The organism is Burkholderia sp. 572 (genome assembly GCF_040545135.1).
Taxonomy (GTDB): domain Bacteria; phylum Pseudomonadota; class Gammaproteobacteria; order Burkholderiales; family Burkholderiaceae; genus Burkholderia; species Burkholderia cepacia.
In genome coordinates this window covers 1-22,237 of sequence record NZ_JBEPLH010000021.1, presented here as the reverse complement: position 1 = coordinate 22,237, position 22,237 = coordinate 1, and the positions used below count along the sequence as shown (strand labels likewise).

The following is a 22,237-nucleotide window of genomic DNA, read 5'->3' as shown; positions in this document are numbered from 1 at the left end:
TTCCGGAGGAGCGACCATGGCATTCGGCGGACTCGAGCACCACAAGACGTCCGCGCCGATGGCGGAGATCAACATGACGCCGCTGATCGACGTGATGCTGGTGCTGCTCGTCATTTTCATCATCACCGCGCCGCTGATGACGCACGCGATCCGGCTCGACCTGCCGAAGGTCGCGGCCAGCGTCGCGCGCGACACGCCGCAATCCGTCACCTTGTCGATCGACGACGCGGGCAGGCTGTACTGGGACGACACGCCGGTGGCGCTCGACGCGCTGCCCGCGCGCTTCCGGGCCGCCGCCGCGGGCGGCGCGCCGCCCGAGCTGCGGCTGCGAGCGTCGCGCGCGACCCGCTACGACGTGATCGCGCAGGTGATGGGCGCCGCGCAGGCCGCCGGCCTGACGCGGATCGGCTTCGTGACCGACGTGCCGCCGCAGGCGGGCGGTTCCGCGGCGGCGCCTGCCGTGCCGGCCAACCGCTGAGCGGATCCGGCGGGCCTGTCCCTGGCGCAGGATCGGGCCGCCCGCCGCAAGACCGGTCGAATGGGCCGGCGCGGGCGGTATAATCAACGTTTTTCCCGGTTGGCAGGCTCTTTTCAGGTAACCCGGAATTTTCCAGGCTACCCGGGCATGCTGCGGGTTGCCCGGAAAATTCCCGGAAACCGTGAACAGGTCCGGCAACAGCGAACCTGCCGGTCCGCCGGGCAAGCACGATTTTCGATCCACTCCTGCGCGCGCCGTCGCGCCGCTTAAAGCCTAGTCCGAACCACACCATGCACGAGAGATACGTACCCGCCGACGTCGAAGCCGCCGCCCAGGGCGACTGGCGCGCAGCCGATGCCTACAAGACGCAGGAAGATTCGCAGAAGCCGAAGTTCTACTGCGTATCGATGCTGCCGTACCCGTCCGGCAAGCTGCACATGGGTCACGTGCGCAACTACACGATCAACGACGTGATGTACCGCTATCTGCGGATGAACGGCTACAACACGCTGATGCCGATGGGCTGGGACGCGTTCGGGATGCCGGCCGAGAACGCCGCGATGGCGAACGGCGTGCCGCCCGCGAAGTGGACCTACGACAACATCGACTACATGAAGGGCCAGATGCAGTCGATGGGCCTCGCGATCGACTGGTCGCGCGAGATCGCGACGTGCAAGCCGGACTACTACAAGTGGAACCAGTGGCTGTTCCTGAAGATGCTCGAGAAGGGCATCGCGTACAAGAAGACGGGCACCGTGAACTGGGACCCGGTCGACCAGACCGTGCTCGCGAACGAGCAGGTGATCGACGGCCGCGGCTGGCGCTCGGGCGCGCTCGTCGAGAAGCGCGAGATCCCGATGTACTACCTGCGCATCACGCAGTACGCGGATGAGCTGCTGAACGACCTCGACGGCCTCGGCTGGCCCGAGCGCGTGAAGATCATGCAGCAGAACTGGATCGGCAAGAGCTTCGGCGTGAACTTCGGCTTCCCGTACGAACTCGACGGCGAGAAGAAGCTGCTGCGCGTGTTCACGACGCGCGCCGATACCATCATGGGCGTCACGTTCTGCGCGATCGCGGCCGAGCATCCGCTGGCCACGCGCCTCGCGCAGGACAAGCCCGAGCTGCTCGCGTTCATCGACGAATGCAAGCGCGGCGGTGTCGCCGAGGCCGACGTCGCGACGATGGAGAAGAAGGGCGTCGCGACGGGCTTCTCGGTCACGCACCCGCTGACCGGCGAGCCGGTCGAGGTGTGGATCGGCAACTACGTGCTGATGAGCTATGGCGAAGGCGCGGTGATGGGCGTGCCGGGCCACGACGAGCGCGATTTCGCGTTCGCGAAGAAATACGACCTGCCGATCAGGCAGGTGATCTCGGCCGAAGGCCAGCAGTACTCGCTCGACGCGTGGCAGGAGTGGTACGGCGACAAGGAAACCGCGGTCTGCGTGAACAGCGGCAAGTACGACGGCCTGCGCTACACGGAAGCCGTCGACGCGGTCGCGGCCGACCTGAATGCCGGCGGTTTCGGCGACAAGCAGGTCACGTGGCGCCTGCGCGACTGGGGCGTATCGCGCCAGCGCTACTGGGGCACGCCGATCCCGATCATCCACTGCCCGTCGTGCGGCGACGTGCCGGTGCCCGAGCAGGATCTGCCCGTCGTGCTGCCGGAAGACCTCGTGCCGGACGGCTCGGGCAACCCGCTCGCGAAGTCGGAAGCGTTCCTGAACTGTTCGTGCCCGAAGTGCGGCGCGGCCGCGAAGCGCGAAACCGACACGATGGACACCTTCGTCGATTCGTCGTGGTACTTCTCGCGCTACACGGCGCCGGACGCCGAGACCATGGTCGACGCGCGCACCGATTACTGGATGCCGATGGATCAATACATCGGCGGCATCGAGCACGCGATCCTGCACCTGCTGTATTCGCGCTTCTGGACCAAGGTGATGCGCGACCTCGGCCTCGTGAAGTTCGGCGAGCCGGCGAAGAACCTGCTCACGCAGGGGATGGTGCTGAACGAGACGTTCTACCGTGAAGACGCTTCCGGCAAGAAGACCTGGTACAACCCGGCCGACGTGACGGTCACGCACGACGACAAGGGCCGCCCGGTCGGCGCGACGCTGAATACGGACGGCCAGCCGGTCGTGCTCGGCGGCATCGAGAAGATGTCGAAGTCGAAGAACAACGGTGTCGATCCGCAGGTGCTGATCGACCAGTACGGTGCCGATACCGCGCGCCTGTTCACGATGTTCGCCGCGCCGCCCGAGCAGCAGCTCGAGTGGTCGGGCGCGGGCGTCGAGGGCGCGAGCCGCTTCCTGCGCCGCGTGTGGAGCTTCGGTGCGACGAACCGTGAAGCGCTCGCCGCGCGCGCGGGCTTCGATGCGGCCGCGCTCGGCGAAGCCGACAAGGCGCTGCGCCGCGAAATCTACAGCGTGCTGAAGCAGGCCGATTTCGATTACCAGCGCCTGCAATACAACACGGTCGTGTCGGCCGCGATGAAGATGCTGAACGCGATCGACGGCGCGAAGGGCGCGACGCCCGGCGTGCTGCGCGAAACGTACGGCGTGCTGCTGCGCGTGCTGTACCCGGTCGTGCCGCACGTCACGTTCGAGCTGTGGAAGGCGCTCGGCTATGCGGACGAATTCGGCCCGCTGCTCGACGCACCGTGGCCGAAGGTCGACGAGGCCGCGCTCGAGCAGGCCGAGATCGAACTCGTGCTGCAGGTGAACGGCAAGGTGCGCGGCGCGCTGAAGGTCGCGAAGGACGCGAGCCGCGAGGCGATCGAAGCTGCGGCGGTGGCCGACGAAGCGTTCGCGAAGTTCAGCGACGGCAAGCCGGCGAAGAAGATCGTCGTCGTGCCGGGCCGCCTCGTGAACATCGTCGTCTGACGGCCGCCGGCCGTCGGACGTACCCAGAAGGAGCGAAGGTGATCCGCAGATCGTTTTTGATGCTCGCCGTCGGCAGCGCGGTCGCGCTGTCGGCATGCGGCTTCCAGTTGCGCGGCCAGCAGGACTACGCGTTCAAGCACCTGCTGATCGTCGGCGCGCCGGCGCCGGTCGAGGCGCGCTTCGTGCGCCTCGTCGAGGCCGGCAGCGACACGAAGATCGTCAAGTCGGCGGACGACGCCGACGCCGTGCTGCGCATGTGGGAGTCGCGCGGGCAGAATACGCTGACGCTCAACAAGTTCGGCTCGGCGCAGGAATACGCACTGTTCTATACGCTGAGCTACACGCTCACGAGCAAGGACGGTACCGTGCTGATCCCGCCGAGCGCGATCGCGCTGAATCGCGCGATGACGTACAGCGACCAGTACACGAACGCGAAGGCGCAGGAAGCCGACATCCTGTACGGCGACATGCAGAACGACGCGGTCGACCAGCTGATGCGGCGTCTCGCGATCGTCCACTCGCTGACGCCGGCGCCGGAAGACGTGGTGCCGGGTGTCGCGCCGCGCGCGCCGTTGCCGCCGCCGCCGCTCTGATCGACGGCATACGCACCGATGCAATTGCGACTTGATGCACTGGAGCCGCACCTCGCGAAGGGGTTGGCCGGGCTCTATACCGTGTACGGCGACGAGCCGCTGCTCGCGCAGGAGGCGTGCGACCGCATTCGTGCGGCCGCGCGTGCGGCCGGCTTCACCGAGCGTTCGGTGCATACGGTCGAGCGCGGTTTCGACTGGAGCGTGCTGCTCGGCGCGACCCAGGCGATGTCGCTGTTCGGCGAGCGCCAGCTGATCGAGCTGCGCATTCCGTCGGGCAAGCCCGGCAAGGAAGGCGCCGACGCACTGAAGACGCTCGCGGCCACGCCCAACCCCGACGCGCTGATGCTCGTCACGTTGCCGCGCCTCGACGCGGCCACGCAGAAATCCGCCTGGTTTACCGCGCTGCAGAACGGTGGCGTCGCGCTGAAGATCGATCCGGTCGACCGCGCGCAGCTGCCGAACTGGATCGGCCAGCGTCTCGCGATGCAGGGCCAGCGCGCCGCGCCCGGCGAGGACGGGCGGCGCGCGCTGCAGTTCATCGCCGAGCGCGTCGAAGGCAACCTGCTCGCCGCGCACCAGGAAATCCAGAAGCTCGGGCTGCTGTATCCGCAGGGCGCGCTGTCGTTCGAACAGGTGCACGACGCGGTGCTGAACGTCGCGCGTTACGACGTCTTCAAGCTGAACGAAGCGATGCTCGCCGGCGACGCCGCGCGGCTCGCACGGATGATCGACGGGCTGAAGGGCGAGGGCGAGGCGATCGTGCTGGTGATGTGGGCCGTCGTCGAGGAACTGCGCACGCTGCTGCGGATCAAGCGCGGCACGACGGCCGGCAAGCCGCTGGCGACGCTGCTGCGCGAGAACCGCGTGTGGGGGCCGCGCGAGCGGCTGATCGGCCCCGCGCTGAACCGTGTGTCGGAAGCCGTGCTCGAGAAGGCACTTGCGTTTGCCGCGAAGCTCGACCGGCAGGTCAAGGGGCTCACGGCCGTCGTGCCGGGCCGGCGCACGCAGGACGAGCCGCCGCCCGATCCGTGGGACGGGCTGTTCCAGCTCGCGATGACGGTGGCCGGTGCCCGCGGCGAGCGACCGCCGACCGCGGGTCGCGTGCGACGCTAAGTCCCGTCCGGGCCTTCAGCGCGCGCTGCGCAACCCGCATACAATGTTTCGATCACGGGCGCGGCTCTCCGGCCGCCGTCCACGCTTCCCCACGAATTCATGCCGCCCAGCGCGGCGCGCTTCTCGAGTCACACGATGGATATCGATCAGTACATGACCGACCTGGGCCGTCGCGCCCGGCACGCTTCCCGCGCGATGGCGCGCGCCAGCACGGCCGCGAAGAACGCGGCACTCGACGCCGTGGCTTGCGCGATCGAACGCGACGCGCAGGCACTGAAGGACGCGAATGCCCGCGACGTCGCCCGTGCCCGTGAAAAGGGGCTCGATGCAGCGTTCGTCGATCGCCTGACGCTGTCGGACAAGGCGCTGAAGACGATGGTCGAGGGCTTGCGCCAGGTTGCGTCGCTGGCCGATCCGATCGGCGAGATCGGCAACCTCAAGTACCGCCCGAGCGGAATCCAGGTGGGCCAGATGCGGGTGCCGCTCGGCGTGATCGGCATCATCTACGAATCGCGCCCGAACGTGACGATCGACGCGGCCGCGCTGTGCCTGAAGTCGGGCAACGCGACGATTCTGCGCGGCGGCTCCGAAGCGCTCGAATCGAACGCGGCGCTCGCGAAGCTGATCGGCGAAGGGCTCGAAGCCGCCGGCCTGCCGCAGGATGCGGTGCAGGTCGTCGCGACGGCCGATCGCGCGGCGGTCGGCAAGCTGATCACGATGACCGAATACGTCGACGTGATCGTGCCGCGCGGCGGCAAGAGCCTGATCGAGCGCCTGATCAACGAGGCGCGCGTGCCGATGATCAAGCACCTCGACGGCATTTGCCACGTGTACGTCGACGATCGCGCCGACCTCGGCAAGGCGCTGACCGTCTGCGACAACGCGAAGACGCACCGCTACGGCACCTGCAACACGATGGAGACGCTGCTCGTCGCGAGCGGTGTCGCGGCGAAGCTGCTGCCGCCGCTCGGCAAACTGTATCGCGACAAGCAGGTCGAGCTGCGCGTCGATGCGGCCGCGCGCGCGTTGCTCGCCGATGCGGGCGTCGGCCCGCTCGTCGATGCCACCGAGGAAGACTGGCACACCGAGTATCTCGCGCCGGTGCTCGCGATCAAGGTCGTCGACGGCCTCGACGCCGCGATCGAGCACATCAACCATTACGGCTCGCATCACACGGATGCGATCGTCACCGAGGATCACGACCGCGCGATGCGGTTCCTGCGCGAAGTCGATTCGGCGAGCGTGATGGTCAACGCGTCGACGCGTTTCGCGGACGGTTTCGAATTCGGCCTCGGCGCGGAAATCGGCATCTCGAACGACAAGCTGCATGCACGCGGCCCCGTCGGCCTGGAGGGGCTGACGTCGCTGAAGTACGTCGTGCTCGGGCACGGCGAAGGCCGCCAATAACAAGCGAGGCACACAACCGATGGCGATGCTCTGGGTCAAGACGTTCCATATCGTTCTGATCGCCGCGTGGTTCGCGGGGCTCTTCTACCTGCCGCGCATCTACGTGAACCTGGCGATGGAAACCGATCCGGCCGCCGTGCGGCGCCTGTTGCTGATGGCGCGCAAGCTGTTCCGCTTCATGACGATGATCGCGGTGCCGGCGCTGGCCTGCGGGTTGTGGCTGTGGCTTTCGATCGGCATCGGGCAGGGGCAGGGCTGGATCCACGCGAAGGTGACGGTCGTGCTGCTGCTCATCGTCTATCACGCCTATTGCGGGCACCTGCTGCGGGTGTTCGAGCGTGGCGAGAACCGCCGCACCGACAAGTGGTATCGCGTGTTCAACGAGCTGCCGGTGCTCGGCATGCTCGCGGCGGTCGCGCTGGTCGTGATCAAGCCGTTTTGAGCGGCGCGGCCGGCGCGGTTGCCGGTGCGGAACCCTGCGCAACGGCGCCCCTCGGGGCGCCGTTCGTCGTTTACGCGCGCGCTGCCTGCCGCCTGCTCAATCCTTCGTGCCGTCGTCGATCCGGCGCCGCGTGATCGCCTCCTTCGCGCGGCCGACCCGTTCCATGAGCGCGGGGCCGCGCGACAGCGCGACGCCGACCGCGAGAATGTCGCCGATCGCGAGATGCGACATCCGCGACGTCATCGGCGAGAACACGTCGGTTTCCTCCGCGACGTTCGACGCGAGGCTCACCGTCGCGAGCTTCGCGAGCGGCGAATGGCTCTGCGTGATCGCGACGACTTTCGCGCCGCACGCGAGCGCGGAGCGCGCGGCGTCGACGATGTCGCGCGTGCGGCCGGTGTTCGAGATCGCGACGACGACGTCGTGCGGCCCGAGCAGCGCCGACGACATCGAGAACGTGTGCGGGTCCGAATACGCGACGCTCGGCACGCCGAGCCGGAAGAACTTGTGCTGGATGTCCTGCGCGGCGATGCCGGAGCCGCCGGCGCCGTAGAACTCGATCCGCGATGCGTTCGACAGCAGCGCGATCGCTTCGGCGACGCTGCCGGCCGACAGGCTGTTGCGCACCTCGATCAGCGCGCCGATCGTACGGTCGAACACCTTGCCGATGATGCCGGGCGCCGGTTCGTCGGGCTCGACGTCGCGATAGACCGACGACACGCCCGGCGCGACGCTCTGCGCGAGCCGGATCTTGAATTCGCGGAAACCGCTGCAGCCGAGCGCCTGGCAGAACCGCGCGATCGTTGGCTGGCTGACGCCCGCGCGCGTCGACAGCTCGGTCATCGCGAGGTCGAGCACCTCGCGCGGCGCGGCGAGGATGTAGTCGGCGAGCTTGCGCTCGGACGGGCGCAACTCGGCGCGGATCGCTTCAATGCGGGGCAGCATGGGACGGGCAGGCAGAAATCGGGTTCGGATGAGCGAGTGTATCGCAATCGAATTGTAGAAAATCTACATCAAATTACTAGCTGATTTGTCGGCATTTCATGGCGCGTGGGATACCGATGATTAGGGTTTTCACTAGGTAAAGCCTTGCTGGTGGCGGGAATAAGGGTTGCGCGCACGCGGATCGACATTGCGCGCTTGTAGTTTTTCTACTAGACTGGCTTCGTTCGTTCGACGCACTCGATCGTTCCCACGATTCCAACCGCCGGTGTCGGCCGGCATACAGGAGCGCCCAGCATGACATCGCTGCACCCCACTCTGGCGAAGGTCACCGAACGCGTGATCGCCCGCAGCCAATCGACCCGTTCCGCCTATCTGCAGCGCATCGACGGCGCGCAGGGCAAGTTCCCGGCACGCGGCGCACTGTCGTGCGCGAACCTCGCGCATGGTTTCGCGGGCCTCGAGGGCAACGACAAGTTCTCGATCAAGGCGATCCGCGAGCCGAACATCGGCATCGTGTCCTCGTACAACGAGATGCTGTCCGCGCACGCGCCGTACAAGGATTTCCCCGAGATCATCAAGGCGGCCGCGCGCGAGAACGGCGGCGTCGCGCAGTTCGCGGGCGGCGTGCCGGCGATGTGCGACGGCGTCACGCAGGGCAACCCGGGGATGGAGCTGTCGCTGTTCTCGCGCGAGGCAATCGCGATGGGCACGGCGATCGCGCTCACGCACAACATGTTCGACGCGGCGCTCTGCCTCGGCATCTGCGACAAGATCGTGCCGGGCCTGCTGATCGGCGCGCTGCAGTTCGGCCACCTGCCGACGATCTTCGTGCCGGCCGGCCCGATGACGAGCGGCCTGTCGAACGACGACAAGGCGAAGATCCGCCAGCAGTTCGCGACCGGCCAGGTCGGCCGCGACGCACTGCTCGAAGCCGAATCGGCCGCGTATCACGGCCACGGCACCTGCACGTTCTACGGCACCGCGAACAGCAACCAGATGCTGATGGAGCTGATGGGGTTGCACCTGCCGGGCTCGGCATTCGTTCATCCGCACACGCCGCTGCGCACCGCGCTGACGGCCGAGGCCGCGCGCCGCGTGCTCGACCTGACCGTCGAACGCGGCCACTACACGCCGATCGGCCATGTGATCGACGAGAAGGCGATCGTCAACGGGATCGTCGCGCTGCTCGCGACGGGCGGCTCGACCAACCACACGCTGCACCTCGTCGCGATCGCACGCGCGGCCGGCATCCTGATCGACTGGAACGACTTCGACGAACTGTCGGCCGTCGTGCCGCTGCTCGCGAAGATCTACCCGAACGGCAAGGCCGACGTGAACCACTTCCACGCGGCGGGCGGCGTGGCCTTCCTGGTGCGCAACCTGCTCGAAGGCGGGCTGCTGCATGAAGACGTGACGACCGTCGCGGGCAAGGGCCTGTCGCACTACACGAAGGAGCCGAAGCTGATCGACGGCAAGCTGACGTGGGTCGACGGCGCGGCCGAGAGCCACGACACGAAGGTGCTGCGCGGCATCCGCGACCCGTTCCAGCCGGACGGCGGCCTGCGCCTGATGCAGGGCCGGCTCGGCCGCGGCGTGATCAAGATTTCGGCGGTCGCGCCCGAGCACCGCAAGGTGACGGCGCCCGCGATCGTGTTCGATTCGCAGGAGGCCGTGCAGGAAGCCTTCGATCGCGGCGAGCTGAAGCGCGATTTCGTCGCGGTCGTGCGCTTCCAGGGCGCGCGCGCGAACGGGATGCCCGAGCTGCACCGTTTGACGCCGCTGCTCGGCGTGCTGCAGGATCAGGGCTTCCACGTCGCGCTCGTCACCGACGGCCGCATGTCGGGTGCGTCGGGCAAGGTGCCGGCCGTGATCCACGTGTCGCCGGAAGCGCTGCTGGCCGGCCCGCTCGGCAAGGTGAAGACGGGCGATACGCTCGTGATCGACGCCGAAGCCGGCGTGCTCGACATCGAGGTCGACGCCGCCGAGTGGCAGGCGCGCCCGGTCGCGCAGCCGCAGCACCAGGCCGAGAACGAGGTCGGTTTCGGGCGCGAACTGTTCGGCGTGTTCCGCGCGGCCGCGGCGCCGGCCGAGCAGGGCGCATCGGTATTCGGCGCGCTGGTCGGCGAATCGGCCGCCCACGTCGCCGCATGAATTTCAAGGAGCCAATTCAATGAAGACGATTGCTGAAATCGTGAAGCTGGGCCCGGTCATCCCGGTGCTCGCATTCGACTCGGTCGACCAGGGTGAACACGTGTCGCGCGCGTTGCACGCGGGCGGCGTGAAGGTACTCGAGATCACGCTGCGCACGCCGGCCGGCCTGGAAGCGATCCAGCGCGCGAGCCAGCTCGCGGACGACATCGTCGTCGGCGTCGGCACGATCACGAAGCCCGAGCATTGCGAGCAGGCGAAGCGCGCGGGCGCGAAGTTCGGCGTGTCGCCGGGCCTGACGAAAGAGCTGCACCTCGCGTCGCTCGACGCGGGCCTGCCGCTGCTGCCGGGCGTGATGACGCCGAGCGACATCATCCAGGCACTCGAATTCGGCTACGAGATCGTGAAGTTCTTCCCCGCTCAACAAGCGGGCGGCGTGCCGATGCTGCAGGCGTTCCACGGCCCGTTCCCGGCGCTGAAGTTCTGCCCGACCGGCGGCATCACAGTCGAAACCGCCCCGAATTTCCTGAAGCTGCCGAACGTGGTGTGCGTCGGCGGCTCGTGGCTCACGCCGAAGGCTGCGCTCGCCGCGCAGGACTGGGCCGAAGTCACGCGCCTCGCACAAGCTGCGAGCCAGCTGCCCCGTTAAGACTTGTACGGAATGACGGTTTGACCCTCGGAAGGCAAGCGCTTAGTGCTTGTTTTACCGAGGGTTTTTGCTGATGGAACCGGTTCTATCCGCGAACCGTAAAGATAAGTAAAATTCAGCGTCCTGACGGTGGGGGTCTCCCCGCTGTTTCGGAGACCTGCATAGCCGGGCATACTCGCAACGATCCGCCCGGTTCGAATAATCCCAAGGAGGAGTCCACATGGGGGCTGTCCAAGGCAGCATGCTGCTCATCTATACCGTGATCGCGATCGTGGCGTTGATCGTGATGATCGCGCGGTTCAAGATCTATCCGTTCCTGGTGCTCATCATCGTGTCGCTCGGCCTCGGCCTGGTGGTCGGGATGCCGATGGACAAGATCGTCAAGTCGTTCGAGACGGGCAACGGCAATACGCTCGGCCACATCGCGATCGTCGTCGGCCTCGGCACGATGCTCGGCAAGATGATGGCCGAATCGGGCGGCGCCGAACGGATCGCGACCACGCTGATCGACTGGTTCGGTGAAAAGAACATCCACTGGGCGATGATGTTCGTCGCGATCATCGTCGGCCTGCCGGTGTTCTTCGAAGTCGGCTTCGTGCTGCTGATCCCGATCGCGTTCAACGTCGCGAAGCGCACCGGCAAGTCGCTGCTCGTCGTCGGCCTGCCGATGGTGGCCGGCCTGTCGGTCGTGCACGGGCTGATCCCGCCGCACCCGGCCGCGCTGCTCGCGGTCCAGCAGTACGGCGCCGATATCGGCAAGACGATCGCATTCGGCCTGATCGTCGGCGTGCCGACCGCGATCGTCGCGGGCCCGCTGTTCGCGCTGACGATCTCGAAGTTCGTGAAGCTGCCGGAGAACAACCCGCTCGCCGCGCAATTCGTCGACACGCATACCGAAGGCAAGAAGCGCGAACTGCCGGGCTTCGGCATCACGCTGTTCACGATCCTGCTGCCGGTGATCCTGATGCTGGTCGGCAGCTGGGCCGACCTGCTGTTCGCGCCGAAGACGCTGCCGAACAACCTGCTGCGCTTTGCCGGCAACTCGGACGTCGCGCTGCTGATCGCCGTGCTCGTGAGCTTCTTCACGTTCGGCAAGCTGCAGGGCTTCAACCGCGACCAGATCCAGAAGTTCTGCGGCGAGTGCCTGGCGCCGATCGCCGGGATCACGCTGATCGTCGGCGCGGGCGGCGGCTTTGGCGGTATCCTGCGTGATAGCGGGATCTCGCAGCAGATCGTCGCAACGGCCACGCAGGCGCACCTGTCGCCGCTGCTGCTCGGCTGGTTCGTCGCCGCGCTGATTCGTCTGGCCACGGGCTCGGCAACGGTCGCGATGACGACGGCCTGCGGCATCGTCGCGCCGATCGCGGCGGCATCGGGGGCGGCGGTCCGTCCGGAACTGCTGGTGCTCGCAACGGGCTCGGGCTCGCTGATCTTCTCGCACGTGAACGACGGCGGCTTCTGGCTGATCAAGGAATATTTCGGGATGACGGTCGGCCAGACGTTCAAGACCTGGACGCTGCTCGAAACGATCATCTCGATTCTCGGCCTGAGCTTCACGCTGCTGCTGAGCATGGTTTTGTAACAAGGGGTAGTCAATGATTCTGATCGCAATGGGCGTGTCGGGCGCGGGCAAGTCGCGAATCGGCGAAATGCTGGCGGAACGCCTGTCGTGCAGCTATACCGACGGCGACGCGTTTCACAGCGCGGCGAACAAGGAAAAGATGCACCACGGCATTCCGCTGACCGACGACGACCGCTGGCCGTGGCTGCGCACGATCCGCGCGGCCATCGAGGAAAAGCAGCGCGCGGGCGAGACGGCCGTGTTCACGTGCTCGTCGCTGAAGCGGTCGTACCGCGACGTGCTGCGCGGCACCGACACCGACGTGCGGTTCGTGTATCTGAAGGGTTCGTTCGAGGTGCTGCACGAGCGCCTGAAGAGCCGCACCGGCCATTTCTTCGATCCGTCGCTGCTGAAGAGCCAGCTCGACACGCTCGAGGAGCCGGGCCCGGACGAAGCGATCGAGGTCAGCATCGAGCTGACGCCCGAACAGATCGTCGATCAGGTCATGCTGAAGATCGGCATCGCGCAGCAGCACTGAGCGCGGTTCGCTGCATTCATCACGCAAAAGGCGCCCCGAGGGGCGCCTTTTGCGTTGGTGGCCGGCGGGCCGGTCAGGCCGTGGGCGCCTGTTTCGCGATGCCGTCGAGCAGCACGTCGAGCATCGTGTCGTGCACGGCTGCCGGATCGAGCTGCGCGTAGAGCGGGGCGGCCGCCTTGACGAGCGGATGCGCGGCGTCCGACAGCGCCTCCATTTCCGCGAGCTCGACGTCGTTCGCGGCGCGCGTGAGGCCGCCGGCTTCGGCCGCGGCAAGCCCGATCACGCTCGCATACCAGCCGACGCAAACCGATGGCAGCGCCGCGCGCGGGATGCCGGCGTCGGCCAGCGCGCGATGCACGGCCTCGATGTGCGCGAGATCGGCCGGCCCGGTACTCATGTGCCGCTGCAGCAGTGCGAACGCGGCCGGGTAGCGCAGCGCGAGCGCGCGGTACTGGCGCGCGAGGTCTCGCAGCCGTTCGCGCCACGGCAGGGTGGCGTCGACCGGCACGAGCGAGCGCGACAGCGCGTTCGCGATCGCGCGGCTCAGGCCTTCCTTCGACTTGAAGTGGTACAGCACGCTCATCGGGTCGCAGCCGACCGACTGCGCGAGCTTGCGCACGCTGAACGCGGCTTCGCCGACGTCTTCGAGCAGCGCGAGCGCTGCCGCGACGATCGCATCCTTGTCGAGGCCGCGCGGGCCCTGGGCGGGTTTGTCTTTCATCGATACGGGCCGGTGTGCCGGTGCGGCACCGGCTGTAAACTTGACGAAAGCAGATTCTACACTGTAGAATTATTTCTGCGGTGTAGAAATTGGGTGTCCCGGCACCTTTCAATACGTGCTTTCGCACAGTCCGGGATCCAGGCGGCACGAGCGTGTCCGCCGTCAACACGGGCCATCGCGCCCCTTTTCTCGTTGACACCCATGTGGAACCGGCTGCCCCACACGCAAAGCCAGAAGGCTCTTCGACAGGCGGCCCAAGACCATGCAAGTGCAATCATGACTTTCAACAATCAACCCCTGATCCAGGGCGAATCGCGTTTCGAGCAAACGCAACTGAACATCGAAAAAGACAACTGGAACTGGTGCGATCCGGCCCGCCACGACGGCGAGCGCCCGGCGAACTGGTACGAGGCGTCGCTGTCGCGCCATGAAAACACCGCGCCGCTCACGCACGACGCGGTATGCGACGTGCTCGTGATCGGCGCGGGTCTGCTCGGCGCATCGGCCGCACTGCATCTCGCCGAAGCGGGCGTCGACACGATCCTCGTCGACAAGCACCACGTCGGCTCGGCCGCATCGGGCCGCAACGGTGGGCAACTGACGCCCGGCCTCGCGCGCTGGGAAGCGGCCGACATGATCGACCACCTGTCGCACGACGACGCGAAGCGGCTGTGGCGCTTCGCGTCGGCCGAATCGATGGACCTGATCGATACGATCGGTGCGCGTTACGCGCTCGAGCTTGACCGCAAACGCGGGCACATCACGGCGGCCGTCCACCCCGGCCACATGAGTGCGCTGCTGGACGGCGCGGATGCGCGCCGTCATCTCGGCGACGCGGGCGTGACGCTCGTCGGCCGCCATCAGTTGCACGACGAATACGTGCGTTCGGGGCTGTACCACGGCGCGGCGATCGATGCGATCGGCGGGCAGATCCATCCGCTCGCACTGGTGCGCGGGCTCGTCCACGGTTTCCGCCTTAACGGCGGCACGCTGTACGAAGGCACCGAGGTACTCGAGCTCGACGAGACGCCCGCGGGCGTCGTCGCGACGACGCCGGGCGGCACGATCACCGCACGCAAGGGCGTCGTGCTCGCGCTGCACAACACGACGTTCCGGCTGCTCGACGACGGCGCCGCGACGACCGTGCCGTTCTTTACCTATGTGAGCGTGACGGCGCCGCTCGACGTCGACGTCGCGACGCTGATGCCGGCCGGCATGCCCGTGTACGACACGCAGTTCCAGATCGACTACTACCGGCCGGTACGCGGCAACCGCCTGCTGTTCGGCGGGCAGGGCACCGGCACGTGCTGGGCGCAGCCCGACGTCAACGCGTATCTGCTGACGCGGCTGAACACGGTGTTCCCGCAGGTCGACGGCCAGTTCGCGCTCGATTATTGCTGGAGCGGCGTCAGCGACTTCACGCTGAACGGCGCGACCGACAGCCGCAAGACCGACGGCCGCGTGCCGATGTACATGGTGCAGGGCTGGAGCGGCCACGGCGTCGCGCAGACGGTGCGGATCGGCAAGGCGATCTGCGACGATTTCGTCGGACGCAACGACGATTTCTCGATGCTGACCGGCATCGACCATCGCGCGATTCCGCTCGGCCGCCAGTTGTCGCCGATCGCGATCCCGGCCGCGAAGGCTGCGATGAGCGTGATGAGCGCGCTCAATCCGGGGCGGATGATTTCGTTCTGAGCGGACGCGGCACGCCATGAAAAAGCCCGATGCGATTGCTCGCATCGGGCTTTTTTTACGTACGGAGACGGGCGCTTACGCGATCCGCTTCGCGAGTTCGACGGCCTTGCCGATGTACGACGCAGGCGTCATCGCGAGCAGGCGATCCTTCGCGTCCTGCGGAATCGCGAGCGTGCCGACGAATTCCTGCAGCGCTTCGCGCGTGATGCCCTTGCCGCGCGTCAGTTCCTTCAGCTGCTCGTACGGGTTCTCGATGCCGTAGCGGCGCATCACCGTCTGCACCGGCTCGGCGAGCACTTCCCAGCAGTTGTCGAGATCTTCGTTCAGGCGCTGCGGGTTCACTTCGAGCTTGTCGAGGCCGCGGATCAGCGAGTCGTATGCGAGCAGCGAGTAGCCGAGCGCGACGCCCATGTTGCGCAGTACCGTCGAGTCGGTCAGGTCGCGCTGCCAGCGCGACACCGGCAGCTTGTCGGCGAGGTGGCGCAGTGTCGCGTTCGCGAGGCCGAGGTTGCCTTCCGAGTTCTCGAAGTCGATCGGGTTGACCTTGTGCGGCATCGTCGACGAGCCGATCTCGCCGGCCTTCGTCTTCTGCTTGAAGTAGCCGACCGAGATGTAGCCCCACACGTCGCGGTCGAGGTCGAGCAGGATCGTGTTCGCGCGTGCGACCGCGTCGAACAGCTCGGCCATGTAGTCGTGCGGCTCGATCTGGATCGTGTACGGGTTGAACGTGAGCTTCAGGCGGTTCTCGATCACGTCGCGCGAGAACGCTTCCCAGTCGAATTCCGGATACGCGGACAGGTGCGCGTTGAAGTTGCCGACCGCGCCGTTCATCTTGCCGAGGATCTCGACCTTCTCGATGCGCGCGATCGCGCGGTCGAGACGGGCCGCGACGTTCGCGAGTTCCTTGCCGAGCGTCGTCGGGCTGGCCGGCTGGCCGTGCGTGCGCGACAGCATCGGCTGGTCGGCCAGCGCGTGCGCGAGCGCGACGAGGCGCTGGTGGACCGTGCGCAGCGCCGGCACGATTACGTGCGTGCGCGCGCCGGCGAGCATCATCCCGTGCGACGTGTTGTTGATGTCCTCGGACGTGCACGCGAAGTGGATGAATTCGCTGGCCTTTTCGAGTTCTTCCTGGCCCTTCACCGATTCCTTCAGCCAGTATTCGACGGCCTTCACGTCGTGGTTCGTCACGCGCTCGATTTCCTTGATGCGCGCGGCGTCGTGGGCGGTGAAGCGCTCGGCGAGCTGCAGCAGGAACTGCTCGGAGGCTTCCGAGAAGCGCGGGACTTCCGCGAAGCCGGCGCGCGACAGCGCGATCAGCCAGTGCACCTCGACGGTGACACGGTGGCGCATGAAGGCGGCTTCGGAGAGCCAGTCGCGCAGCGCTTCGGTCTTGCTGGCGTAGCGGCCGTCGATGGGCGAGAGCGCGGTGAGGGCGAAAAGCGTATCGGGACGAGTGTCGGACATGATCGGGCGGGCTTTGAGGGCCGGGTCGAGCGAGGAGGGAGAATCCGGCATTTTACCATCGGCGCGGGACGATTCCGGCCGCGCCCGGCGAGCTGCCGCCGCCGCGTGCCGACGCCATGCCGGCGCCCGCATCCGGCAGCGCGCCGGGCCGCTTGCGCGGCCGCCGGCCGGGCCCGCCCGCCGGTAGAATGCAGGCTTCTTCCCGACCGCCGCCCGCCGCGCCCGCCTGCATGGAACTGAAATGGCTCGAAGACTTCGTTTCGCTCGCGGAAACGCGCAGCTTTAGCCGGTCCGCCGAGCTGCGGCACGTGTCGCAGCCGGCGTTTTCGCGGCGCATCCAGGCGCTTGAGGCATGGCTCGCGACCGAATTGATCGATCGTTCGGTCTATCCGACGCGGCTGACGCAGGCCGGGCAGATCTTCTACGAGCAGGCGCTGACGATGCTGTCGCAGGCGCACGAGGCGCGCACGCTGCTGCGCGGCCACGTCGGCGCGCCGGTGCCGACGATCGAGTTCGCGGTGCCGCACACGCTGTCGCTCACGTATTTCCCGCGCTGGCTGCAGCGGATCGAGGCGAAGATGGGCCAGGTTCACACGCGGCTGCGCGCGCTGAACGTGCACGATGCGGTGCTGTCGCTCGTCGAGGGCGGCTGCGATCTCGTGATGGGCTACCACCACCCGAGCCACCCCGTCGCGCTCGACCCGGCGCGCTACGACATGCTGATCCTCGGCAGCGAGCCGATCAGCCCGTTCTCGGCGCCGGGCCGCGCGGGGCGGCCGCGCTATACGCTGCCCGGCACGGCCGACGCGCGCGTGCCGTACCTGTCATATACGCCGAACGCGTATCTCGGCCGGATGACGGAGGTCATCGTCGCGAATGCGTCGACGCCGCTGTTCCTCGATCGCGTCTATGAAACCGACATGGCCGAAGGGCTGAAGGCGATGGCGCTCGCGGGCCACGGCGTCGCGTTCTTGCCGCACAGCGCGGTCGAGGATGCGGTGGCGGGCGGCCGCCTGATCCGGCTCGACCGGTCGGTGCGCGGCGGCGCGCATCCGTTCACGCTGACGATGGAGATCCGGCTGTACTGCGACAAGCTCGCGCTGCAGGGCGACGATCCACGACAGAAGCTCGTGCGTGCGTTGTGGGACGTCGTGCGCGACGAACTGCGCGAATCCGCGGGTTAACCGTGGGCGGTTAACCGTCGATCGTCCGGCCCGGCCGGCTGTCGTCGGGCTTGCGGCGCCAGTCGGGCACCCGCCCGGCGGCCGGCCTGCGCCCGCGCAACACGATTTTTCGAGCACGCGATGCACGGCCGATCGCGGGCGTTCTTGCGCAAATCGACCGCAGATTTGCGAAAAATCGCGATCATGCAAGAAACGCATAATCGAATAAGCAAACGGCATTGGATAAAAAAAACGGGTTTTTCGACAATGTGCGCACTTCGTTGAACGTTGGAGCATCCATGTCTTCGCAACAGCAGTCCATCCCGTCCTACCTGCACGCCGACGATCTCGGCCCGTGGGGCAACTACCTTCAGCAGGTCGATCGCGTCGCACCGTACCTCGGCTCGCTGTCGCGCTGGCTCGAAACGCTGAAGCGTCCGAAGCGTATCCTGATCGTCGACTGCCCCATCGAGCTCGACAACGGTACCGTCGCGCACTTCGAAGGCTATCGCGTGCAGCACAACGTGTCGCGCGGCCCGGGCAAGGGCGGCGTGCGCTACCACCAGGACGTGACGCTGTCGGAAGTGATGGCGCTGTCGGCATGGATGTCCGTGAAGAACGCAGCAGTGAACGTGCCGTACGGCGGCGCGAAGGGCGGCATCCGCGTCGACCCGCGCAAGCTGTCGCGTGGTGAGCTCGAGCGCGTCACGCGCCGCTACACCAGCGAAATCGGCATCATCATCGGCCCGAACACCGACATTCCGGCACCGGACGTCAACACCAACGAACAGGTGATGGCGTGGATGATGGACACGTACTCGATGAACCAGGGCCAGACGTCGACCGGCGTCGTGACCGGCAAGCCGATCGCGCTCGGCGGATCGCTCGGCCGCAAGGAAGCAACGGGCCGCGGCGTGTTCGTCGTCGGCTCCGAAGCGGCGAAGAAGAAGGGCCTGGAAATCGAAGGCGCACGCGTCGCGGTGCAGGGCTTCGGCAACGTCGGCGGCATCGCGGCGAAGCTGTTCCAGGAAGCGGGTTCGAAGGTGATCGCGGTGCAGGATCACACGGGCACGATCTACCAGCCGGCCGGCCTCGATTCGAACAAGCTGCTCGACCACGTTGCCCGCACGGGCGGCGTCGCGGGCTTCGAAGGCGCGGAGCCGATGCCGAACGACGAGTTCTGGACGGTCGAAACCGACATCCTGATCCCGGCGGCACTGGAAAACCAGATCACCGAGAAGAACGCGGCGAAGATCCGCACGAAGATCATCGTCGAAGGCGCGAACGGCCCGACGACGACGGCGGCGGACGACATCCTGACCGCGAACGGCGTGCTCGTGATCCCCGACGTGATCGCGAATGCGGGCGGCGTGACCGTGTCGTACTTCGAGTGGGTGCAGGATTTCTCGAGCTTCTTCTGGACGGAAGACGAGATCAACCACCGTCTCGAGCGCGTGATGCGCGAAGCGTTCTCCGGCGTGTGGGCGGTCGCGGAAGAGCACAAGGTGTCGGTGCGTACGGCGGCGTTCATCGTGGCGTGCAAGCGCATCCTGATGGCGCGCGAAATGCGTGGCCTCTACCCCTGATCATTGACTATGATCCATTCATGACGCAATCCACCCGGTTGCGGATATGAACCCTCGCGGGCGGTGCCGAATCCGGCATCGCCCGCGCGCGCATTCGGGGCGCCTGGAGCCGGGAGGAAGGCTTTGTCAGGGGCGCTGCGACGTGCGGTAAACAACAGTACTTTCAAAAATATTACTTTGATACACTGGCGCGGGTTTTAGCCAAGGAGATGACCAAAATGAAATACCAAAAGGCAGTCCTGATGGTCGCGGCGCTTTGCGCGTTCGCAAGCGGCGCGCATGCTCAGGAGACGGGCACGCTGAAGAAGATCAAGGACACGGGCGTGATCTCGCTGGGCCACCGCGAATCGTCGATTCCGTTCTCCTACTACGACCAGAACCAGCAGGTTGTCGGCTATTCGCGCGAATTCCAGCTGAAGGTGGTCGACGCGGTGAAGAAGAAGCTGAACCTGCCGAACCTGCAGGTCAAGAACATCCCGGTCACGTCGCAGAACCGCATCCCGCTCGTGCAGAACGGCACGGTGGACATCGAGTGCGGCTCGACGACCAACAACACCGAGCGTCAGCAGCAGGCCGCGTTCTCCGACACGATCTTCGTGATCGGCACGCGCCTGATGACGAAGAAGGATTCGGGCGTCAAGGATTTCGCCGACCTGAAGGGCAAGACGGTCGTGACGACTGCCGGCACGACGTCGGAGCGCCTGCTGCGCAAGATGAACAACGACAAGCAACTCGGCATGAACATCATCAGCGCGAAGGATCACGGCGATTCCTTCAACACGCTGGAATCGGGCCGCGCGGTCGCGTTCATGATGGATGACGCGCTGCTCGCAGGCGAGCGCGCGAAGGCGAAGCAGCCGGGCGAGTGGGTGATCGTCGGCACGCCGCAATCGGAAGAAGCGTACGGCTGCATGATGCGCAAGGGCGATGCGGACTTCAAGAAGGTCGTCGACGACGCGATCTCGCAAGTCGAGAAGTCGGGCGAAGCCGCGAAGATCTACGCGAAGTGGTTCGAGAACCCGATCCCGCCGAAGGGGCTGAACCTGAACTTCCCGCTGTCCGATTCGATGAAGAAGCTGTACGCGAACCCGAACGACAAGGCGCTCGACTGACCGCACGGCCGTTGATGCAGAAATGACGCTAATGAGACGGAAGAGGCCACGCTTCTTCCGTCTCTTTTTGCTGGAGTCTTGCCCATGTCTTACCACTGGAACTGGGGCATCTTCCTGAGCCCCGTGTCGACCGGCGAGCCGACGACTTATTTCGGATGGCTGATGTCCGGTTTCTGGGTGACGATCGAAGTGTCGCTCGTCGCCTGGGTCATCGCGCTGATCGTCGGGTCGCTGTTCGGCGTGCTGCGCACCGTGCCGAACAAATGGCTGTCCGCGATCGGCACCGTGTACGTGTCGATCTTCCGGAACATTCCGCTGATCGTGCAGTTCTTCGTCTGGTATCTCGTGATACCCGAGCTGCTGCCCGCGTCGATCGGCACCTGGATCAAGCAGTTGCCGCCCACCACGCAGTTCTTCACCGCGTCGATCATCTGTCTCGGCCTGTTCACGGGCGCGCGCGTGTGCGAACAGGTGCGCTCGGGGATCAACGCGCTGCCGAAGGGCCAGCGCGCCGCCGGCCTCGCGATGGGCTTCACGCAATGGCAGACGTACCGCTATGTGCTGCTGCCCGTCGCGTACCGGATCATCGTGCCGCCGCTTACGTCGGAATTCCTGAATATCTTCAAGAACTCCGCGGTCGCGTCGACGATCGGCCTGCTCGACCTGTCCGCGCAAGCGCGCCAGCTCGTCGACTACACCGCGCAGACGTATGAATCCTTCATCGCGGTGACGCTCGCCTACGTGATCATCAACCTCGTCGTGATGGCGTTCATGCGCTGGATCGAAGGCCGCACGCGGCTGCCCGGCTATATCGGAGGCAAGTGATGCATCAGTTCGACTGGAGTAGTATTCCCGGCGCGATACCGACGCTGTGGACGGGCGCGATCGTCACGTTCAAGATCACGCTGATCGCGATCGTCGTCGGCATCGTCTGGGGCACGCTGCTGGCGCTGCTGCGGCTGTCCGGCGTGAAGCCGCTCGCGTGGTTCGCGAAGGCGTACGTGACGGTGTTCCGCTCGATCCCGCTCGTGATGGTGCTGCTGTGGTTCTTCCTGATCGTGCCGCAGGTGCTGCAGGGCGTGCTCGGGCTGTCGCCGACGATCGACATCCGGCTTGCATCGGCGATGGTCGCGTTCTCGCTGTTCGAAGCCGCGTATTATTCCGAGATCATCCGCGCCGGTATCCAGGCGGTGCCGCGCGGGCAGGTGAACGCCGCGTTCGCGCTCGGCATGAACTACGCGCAGGCGATGCGCCTCGTGATCCTGCCGCAGGCGTTCCGCGCGATGGTGCCGCTGCTGCTCACGCAGGCGATCGTCCTGTTCCAGGATACGTCGCTCGTGTACGTGATCAGCCTCGCGGACTTCTTCCGCACGGCCGCCAACATCGGCGATCGCGACGGCACGACCGTCGAGATGGTCCTGTTCGCCGGCGCATGTTATTTCGTGATTTGCTCGTTGGCGTCTGCTCTCGTCAAGGGTCTCCAGAAAAAGGTCACAAGATGATTTCCATCAAGAACGTTTCGAAGTGGTACGGCCAGTTTCAGGTCCTCACCGACTGCACGACCGAGGTCAAGAAAGGCGAAGTGGTCGTCGTGTGCGGCCCGTCGGGTTCCGGCAAGTCGACGCTGATCAAGACCGTGAACGGTCTCGAGCCGTTCCAGCAGGGCGAGATCCTCGTGAACGGCCAGTCGGTCGGCGACAAGAAGACGAACCTGTCGAAGCTGCGCTCGAAGGT

At 66.3% G+C, this 22,237-nt stretch carries 20 protein-coding genes; 17 read left to right on the top strand and 3 right to left on the bottom strand.

All coding sequences use genetic code 11. The annotated features are described in order from the left end of the window. The first annotated feature begins 16 nt into the window (after window positions 1–16). From ABIC51_RS31220 to ABIC51_RS31195, 6 genes are all read left to right on the top strand, one after another. On the top strand, window positions 17–478 hold the full coding sequence (locus tag ABIC51_RS31220; protein WP_175897919.1) for an ExbD/TolR family protein: 462 nt from the start codon (window positions 17–19) through the stop codon (window positions 476–478). Between the two features lie 290 nt (window positions 479–768). Then, complete coding sequence (gene leuS, locus ABIC51_RS31215) at window positions 769–3,363, top strand: leucine--tRNA ligase (RefSeq protein WP_059697827.1); 2,595 nt, start codon at window positions 769–771, stop codon at window positions 3,361–3,363. A gap of 38 nt (window positions 3,364–3,401) precedes the next feature. Further along, window positions 3,402–3,956 carry an LPS-assembly lipoprotein LptE gene (locus ABIC51_RS31210; protein ID WP_027788385.1) on the top strand — a complete coding sequence of 185 codons (555 nt, stop codon included), beginning with the start codon at window positions 3,402–3,404 and terminating at the stop codon, window positions 3,954–3,956. A gap of 18 nt (window positions 3,957–3,974) precedes the next feature. Next, window positions 3,975–5,069 carry a DNA polymerase III subunit delta gene (gene holA, locus ABIC51_RS31205; protein WP_027788384.1) on the top strand — a complete coding sequence of 365 codons (1,095 nt, stop codon included), beginning with the start codon at window positions 3,975–3,977 and terminating at the stop codon, window positions 5,067–5,069. A 135-nt stretch (window positions 5,070–5,204) separates the two neighbouring features. After that, complete coding sequence (locus ABIC51_RS31200; RefSeq protein ID WP_354006770.1) at window positions 5,205–6,476, top strand: glutamate-5-semialdehyde dehydrogenase; 1,272 nt, start codon at window positions 5,205–5,207, stop codon at window positions 6,474–6,476. A gap of 19 nt (window positions 6,477–6,495) precedes the next feature. Further along, window positions 6,496–6,918: a CopD family protein gene (locus ABIC51_RS31195; RefSeq protein WP_011350935.1), complete on the top strand. Its 423-nt coding sequence runs from the start codon at window positions 6,496–6,498 to the stop codon at window positions 6,916–6,918. A gap of 96 nt (window positions 6,919–7,014) precedes the next feature. On the opposite strand, the gene ABIC51_RS31190 is transcribed toward ABIC51_RS31195, so the two are convergent. Beyond that, window positions 7,015–7,863, bottom strand: a complete 849-nt coding sequence (locus ABIC51_RS31190) for a MurR/RpiR family transcriptional regulator (RefSeq protein ID WP_021158790.1) — start codon at window positions 7,861–7,863, stop codon at window positions 7,015–7,017. A 294-nt stretch (window positions 7,864–8,157) separates the two neighbouring features. Here ABIC51_RS31190 and edd point away from each other — a divergent pair, with 294 nt between their 5' ends. The 4 genes from edd (at window position 8,158) to ABIC51_RS31170 (ending at window position 12,759) form a co-directional block, all read left to right on the top strand. After that, window positions 8,158–10,014, top strand: coding sequence for a phosphogluconate dehydratase (edd, locus tag ABIC51_RS31185; RefSeq protein WP_175897918.1), 1,857 nt, complete (start codon window positions 8,158–8,160; stop codon window positions 10,012–10,014). 19 nt (window positions 10,015–10,033) lie between these two features. After that, window positions 10,034–10,660: a bifunctional 4-hydroxy-2-oxoglutarate aldolase/2-dehydro-3-deoxy-phosphogluconate aldolase gene (gene eda / locus ABIC51_RS31180; RefSeq protein ID WP_175897917.1), complete on the top strand. Its 627-nt coding sequence runs from the start codon at window positions 10,034–10,036 to the stop codon at window positions 10,658–10,660. A gap of 220 nt (window positions 10,661–10,880) precedes the next feature. Then, complete coding sequence (locus tag ABIC51_RS31175; RefSeq protein WP_027788381.1) at window positions 10,881–12,242, top strand: GntP family permease; 1,362 nt, start codon at window positions 10,881–10,883, stop codon at window positions 12,240–12,242. Between the two features lie 13 nt (window positions 12,243–12,255). Further along, window positions 12,256–12,759, top strand: coding sequence for a gluconokinase (locus ABIC51_RS31170; RefSeq protein WP_027788380.1), 504 nt, complete (start codon window positions 12,256–12,258; stop codon window positions 12,757–12,759). A 73-nt stretch (window positions 12,760–12,832) separates the two neighbouring features. On the opposite strand, the gene ABIC51_RS31165 is transcribed toward ABIC51_RS31170, so the two are convergent. Beyond that, a complete protein-coding gene (locus ABIC51_RS31165) occupies window positions 12,833–13,480 on the bottom strand; it encodes a TetR/AcrR family transcriptional regulator (RefSeq protein ID WP_027788379.1) in 648 nt (215 codons plus the stop codon). A gap of 276 nt (window positions 13,481–13,756) precedes the next feature. Between ABIC51_RS31165 and ABIC51_RS31160 the strand changes: the two genes are divergently transcribed. After that, on the top strand, window positions 13,757–15,178 hold the full coding sequence (locus ABIC51_RS31160; RefSeq protein WP_226129128.1) for an NAD(P)/FAD-dependent oxidoreductase: 1,422 nt from the start codon (window positions 13,757–13,759) through the stop codon (window positions 15,176–15,178). Window positions 15,179–15,253: 75 nt separating this feature from the next. Here the strand turns inward: ABIC51_RS31160 and purB are convergent, their stop codons facing one another. Continuing rightward, complete coding sequence (gene purB, locus ABIC51_RS31155) at window positions 15,254–16,642, bottom strand: adenylosuccinate lyase (protein WP_027788377.1); 1,389 nt, start codon at window positions 16,640–16,642, stop codon at window positions 15,254–15,256. A 230-nt stretch (window positions 16,643–16,872) separates the two neighbouring features. Between purB and ABIC51_RS31150 the strand changes: the two genes are divergently transcribed. The 6 genes from ABIC51_RS31150 to ABIC51_RS31125 form a co-directional block, all read left to right on the top strand. Beyond that, a complete protein-coding gene (locus ABIC51_RS31150; RefSeq protein ID WP_027788376.1) occupies window positions 16,873–17,826 on the top strand; it encodes a LysR substrate-binding domain-containing protein in 954 nt (317 codons plus the stop codon). Window positions 17,827–18,104: 278 nt separating this feature from the next. After that, window positions 18,105–19,391, top strand: a complete 1,287-nt coding sequence (locus ABIC51_RS31145) for a Glu/Leu/Phe/Val family dehydrogenase (protein ID WP_175897915.1) — start codon at window positions 18,105–18,107, stop codon at window positions 19,389–19,391. A 218-nt stretch (window positions 19,392–19,609) separates the two neighbouring features. Continuing rightward, window positions 19,610–20,503 (top strand): glutamate/aspartate ABC transporter substrate-binding protein, encoded by an 894-nt coding sequence (locus tag ABIC51_RS31140; protein WP_027788375.1) that lies wholly within the window; start codon window positions 19,610–19,612, stop codon window positions 20,501–20,503. 84 nt (window positions 20,504–20,587) lie between these two features. Next, window positions 20,588–21,328, top strand: coding sequence for an amino acid ABC transporter permease (locus ABIC51_RS31135; RefSeq protein WP_027788374.1), 741 nt, complete (start codon window positions 20,588–20,590; stop codon window positions 21,326–21,328). Beyond that, window positions 21,328–22,005 (top strand): glutamate/aspartate ABC transporter permease GltK, encoded by a 678-nt coding sequence (gene gltK, locus ABIC51_RS31130; protein ID WP_027788373.1) that lies wholly within the window; start codon window positions 21,328–21,330, stop codon window positions 22,003–22,005. The genes ABIC51_RS31135 and gltK overlap by 1 nt, the downstream gene beginning before the upstream one ends. Then, a partial coding sequence (locus tag ABIC51_RS31125; protein ID WP_354006769.1) for an ATP-binding cassette domain-containing protein occupies window positions 22,002–22,237 on the top strand: 236 nt, incomplete at its 3' end. The genes gltK and ABIC51_RS31125, both read left to right, overlap by 4 nt.

Coding starts and splice junctions, on each gene's coding strand:
- ABIC51_RS31200 (WP_354006770.1), top strand. CDS start 5,205: ATGGATATCGATCAGTACATGACCGACCTGGGCCGTCGCGCCCGGCAC.
- gltK (WP_027788373.1), top strand. CDS start 21,328: ATGCATCAGTTCGACTGGAGTAGTATTCCCGGCGCGATACCGACGCTG.
- ABIC51_RS31165 (WP_027788379.1), bottom strand. CDS start 13,480: ATGAAAGACAAACCCGCCCAGGGCCCGCGCGGCCTCGACAAGGATGCG.
- ABIC51_RS31170 (WP_027788380.1), top strand. CDS start 12,256: ATGATTCTGATCGCAATGGGCGTGTCGGGCGCGGGCAAGTCGCGAATC.
- ABIC51_RS31220 (WP_175897919.1), top strand. CDS start 17: ATGGCATTCGGCGGACTCGAGCACCACAAGACGTCCGCGCCGATGGCG.
- ABIC51_RS31140 (WP_027788375.1), top strand. CDS start 19,610: ATGAAATACCAAAAGGCAGTCCTGATGGTCGCGGCGCTTTGCGCGTTC.
- purB (WP_027788377.1), bottom strand. CDS start 16,642: ATGTCCGACACTCGTCCCGATACGCTTTTCGCCCTCACCGCGCTCTCG.
- ABIC51_RS31175 (WP_027788381.1), top strand. CDS start 10,881: ATGGGGGCTGTCCAAGGCAGCATGCTGCTCATCTATACCGTGATCGCG.
- ABIC51_RS31145 (WP_175897915.1), top strand. CDS start 18,105: ATGTCTTCGCAACAGCAGTCCATCCCGTCCTACCTGCACGCCGACGAT.
- edd (WP_175897918.1), top strand. CDS start 8,158: ATGACATCGCTGCACCCCACTCTGGCGAAGGTCACCGAACGCGTGATC.
- ABIC51_RS31135 (WP_027788374.1), top strand. CDS start 20,588: ATGTCTTACCACTGGAACTGGGGCATCTTCCTGAGCCCCGTGTCGACC.
- holA (WP_027788384.1), top strand. CDS start 3,975: ATGCAATTGCGACTTGATGCACTGGAGCCGCACCTCGCGAAGGGGTTG.
- ABIC51_RS31150 (WP_027788376.1), top strand. CDS start 16,873: ATGGAACTGAAATGGCTCGAAGACTTCGTTTCGCTCGCGGAAACGCGC.
- ABIC51_RS31160 (WP_226129128.1), top strand. CDS start 13,757: ATGACTTTCAACAATCAACCCCTGATCCAGGGCGAATCGCGTTTCGAG.
- ABIC51_RS31190 (WP_021158790.1), bottom strand. CDS start 7,863: ATGCTGCCCCGCATTGAAGCGATCCGCGCCGAGTTGCGCCCGTCCGAG.
- ABIC51_RS31195 (WP_011350935.1), top strand. CDS start 6,496: ATGGCGATGCTCTGGGTCAAGACGTTCCATATCGTTCTGATCGCCGCG.
- leuS (WP_059697827.1), top strand. CDS start 769: ATGCACGAGAGATACGTACCCGCCGACGTCGAAGCCGCCGCCCAGGGC.
- eda (WP_175897917.1), top strand. CDS start 10,034: ATGAAGACGATTGCTGAAATCGTGAAGCTGGGCCCGGTCATCCCGGTG.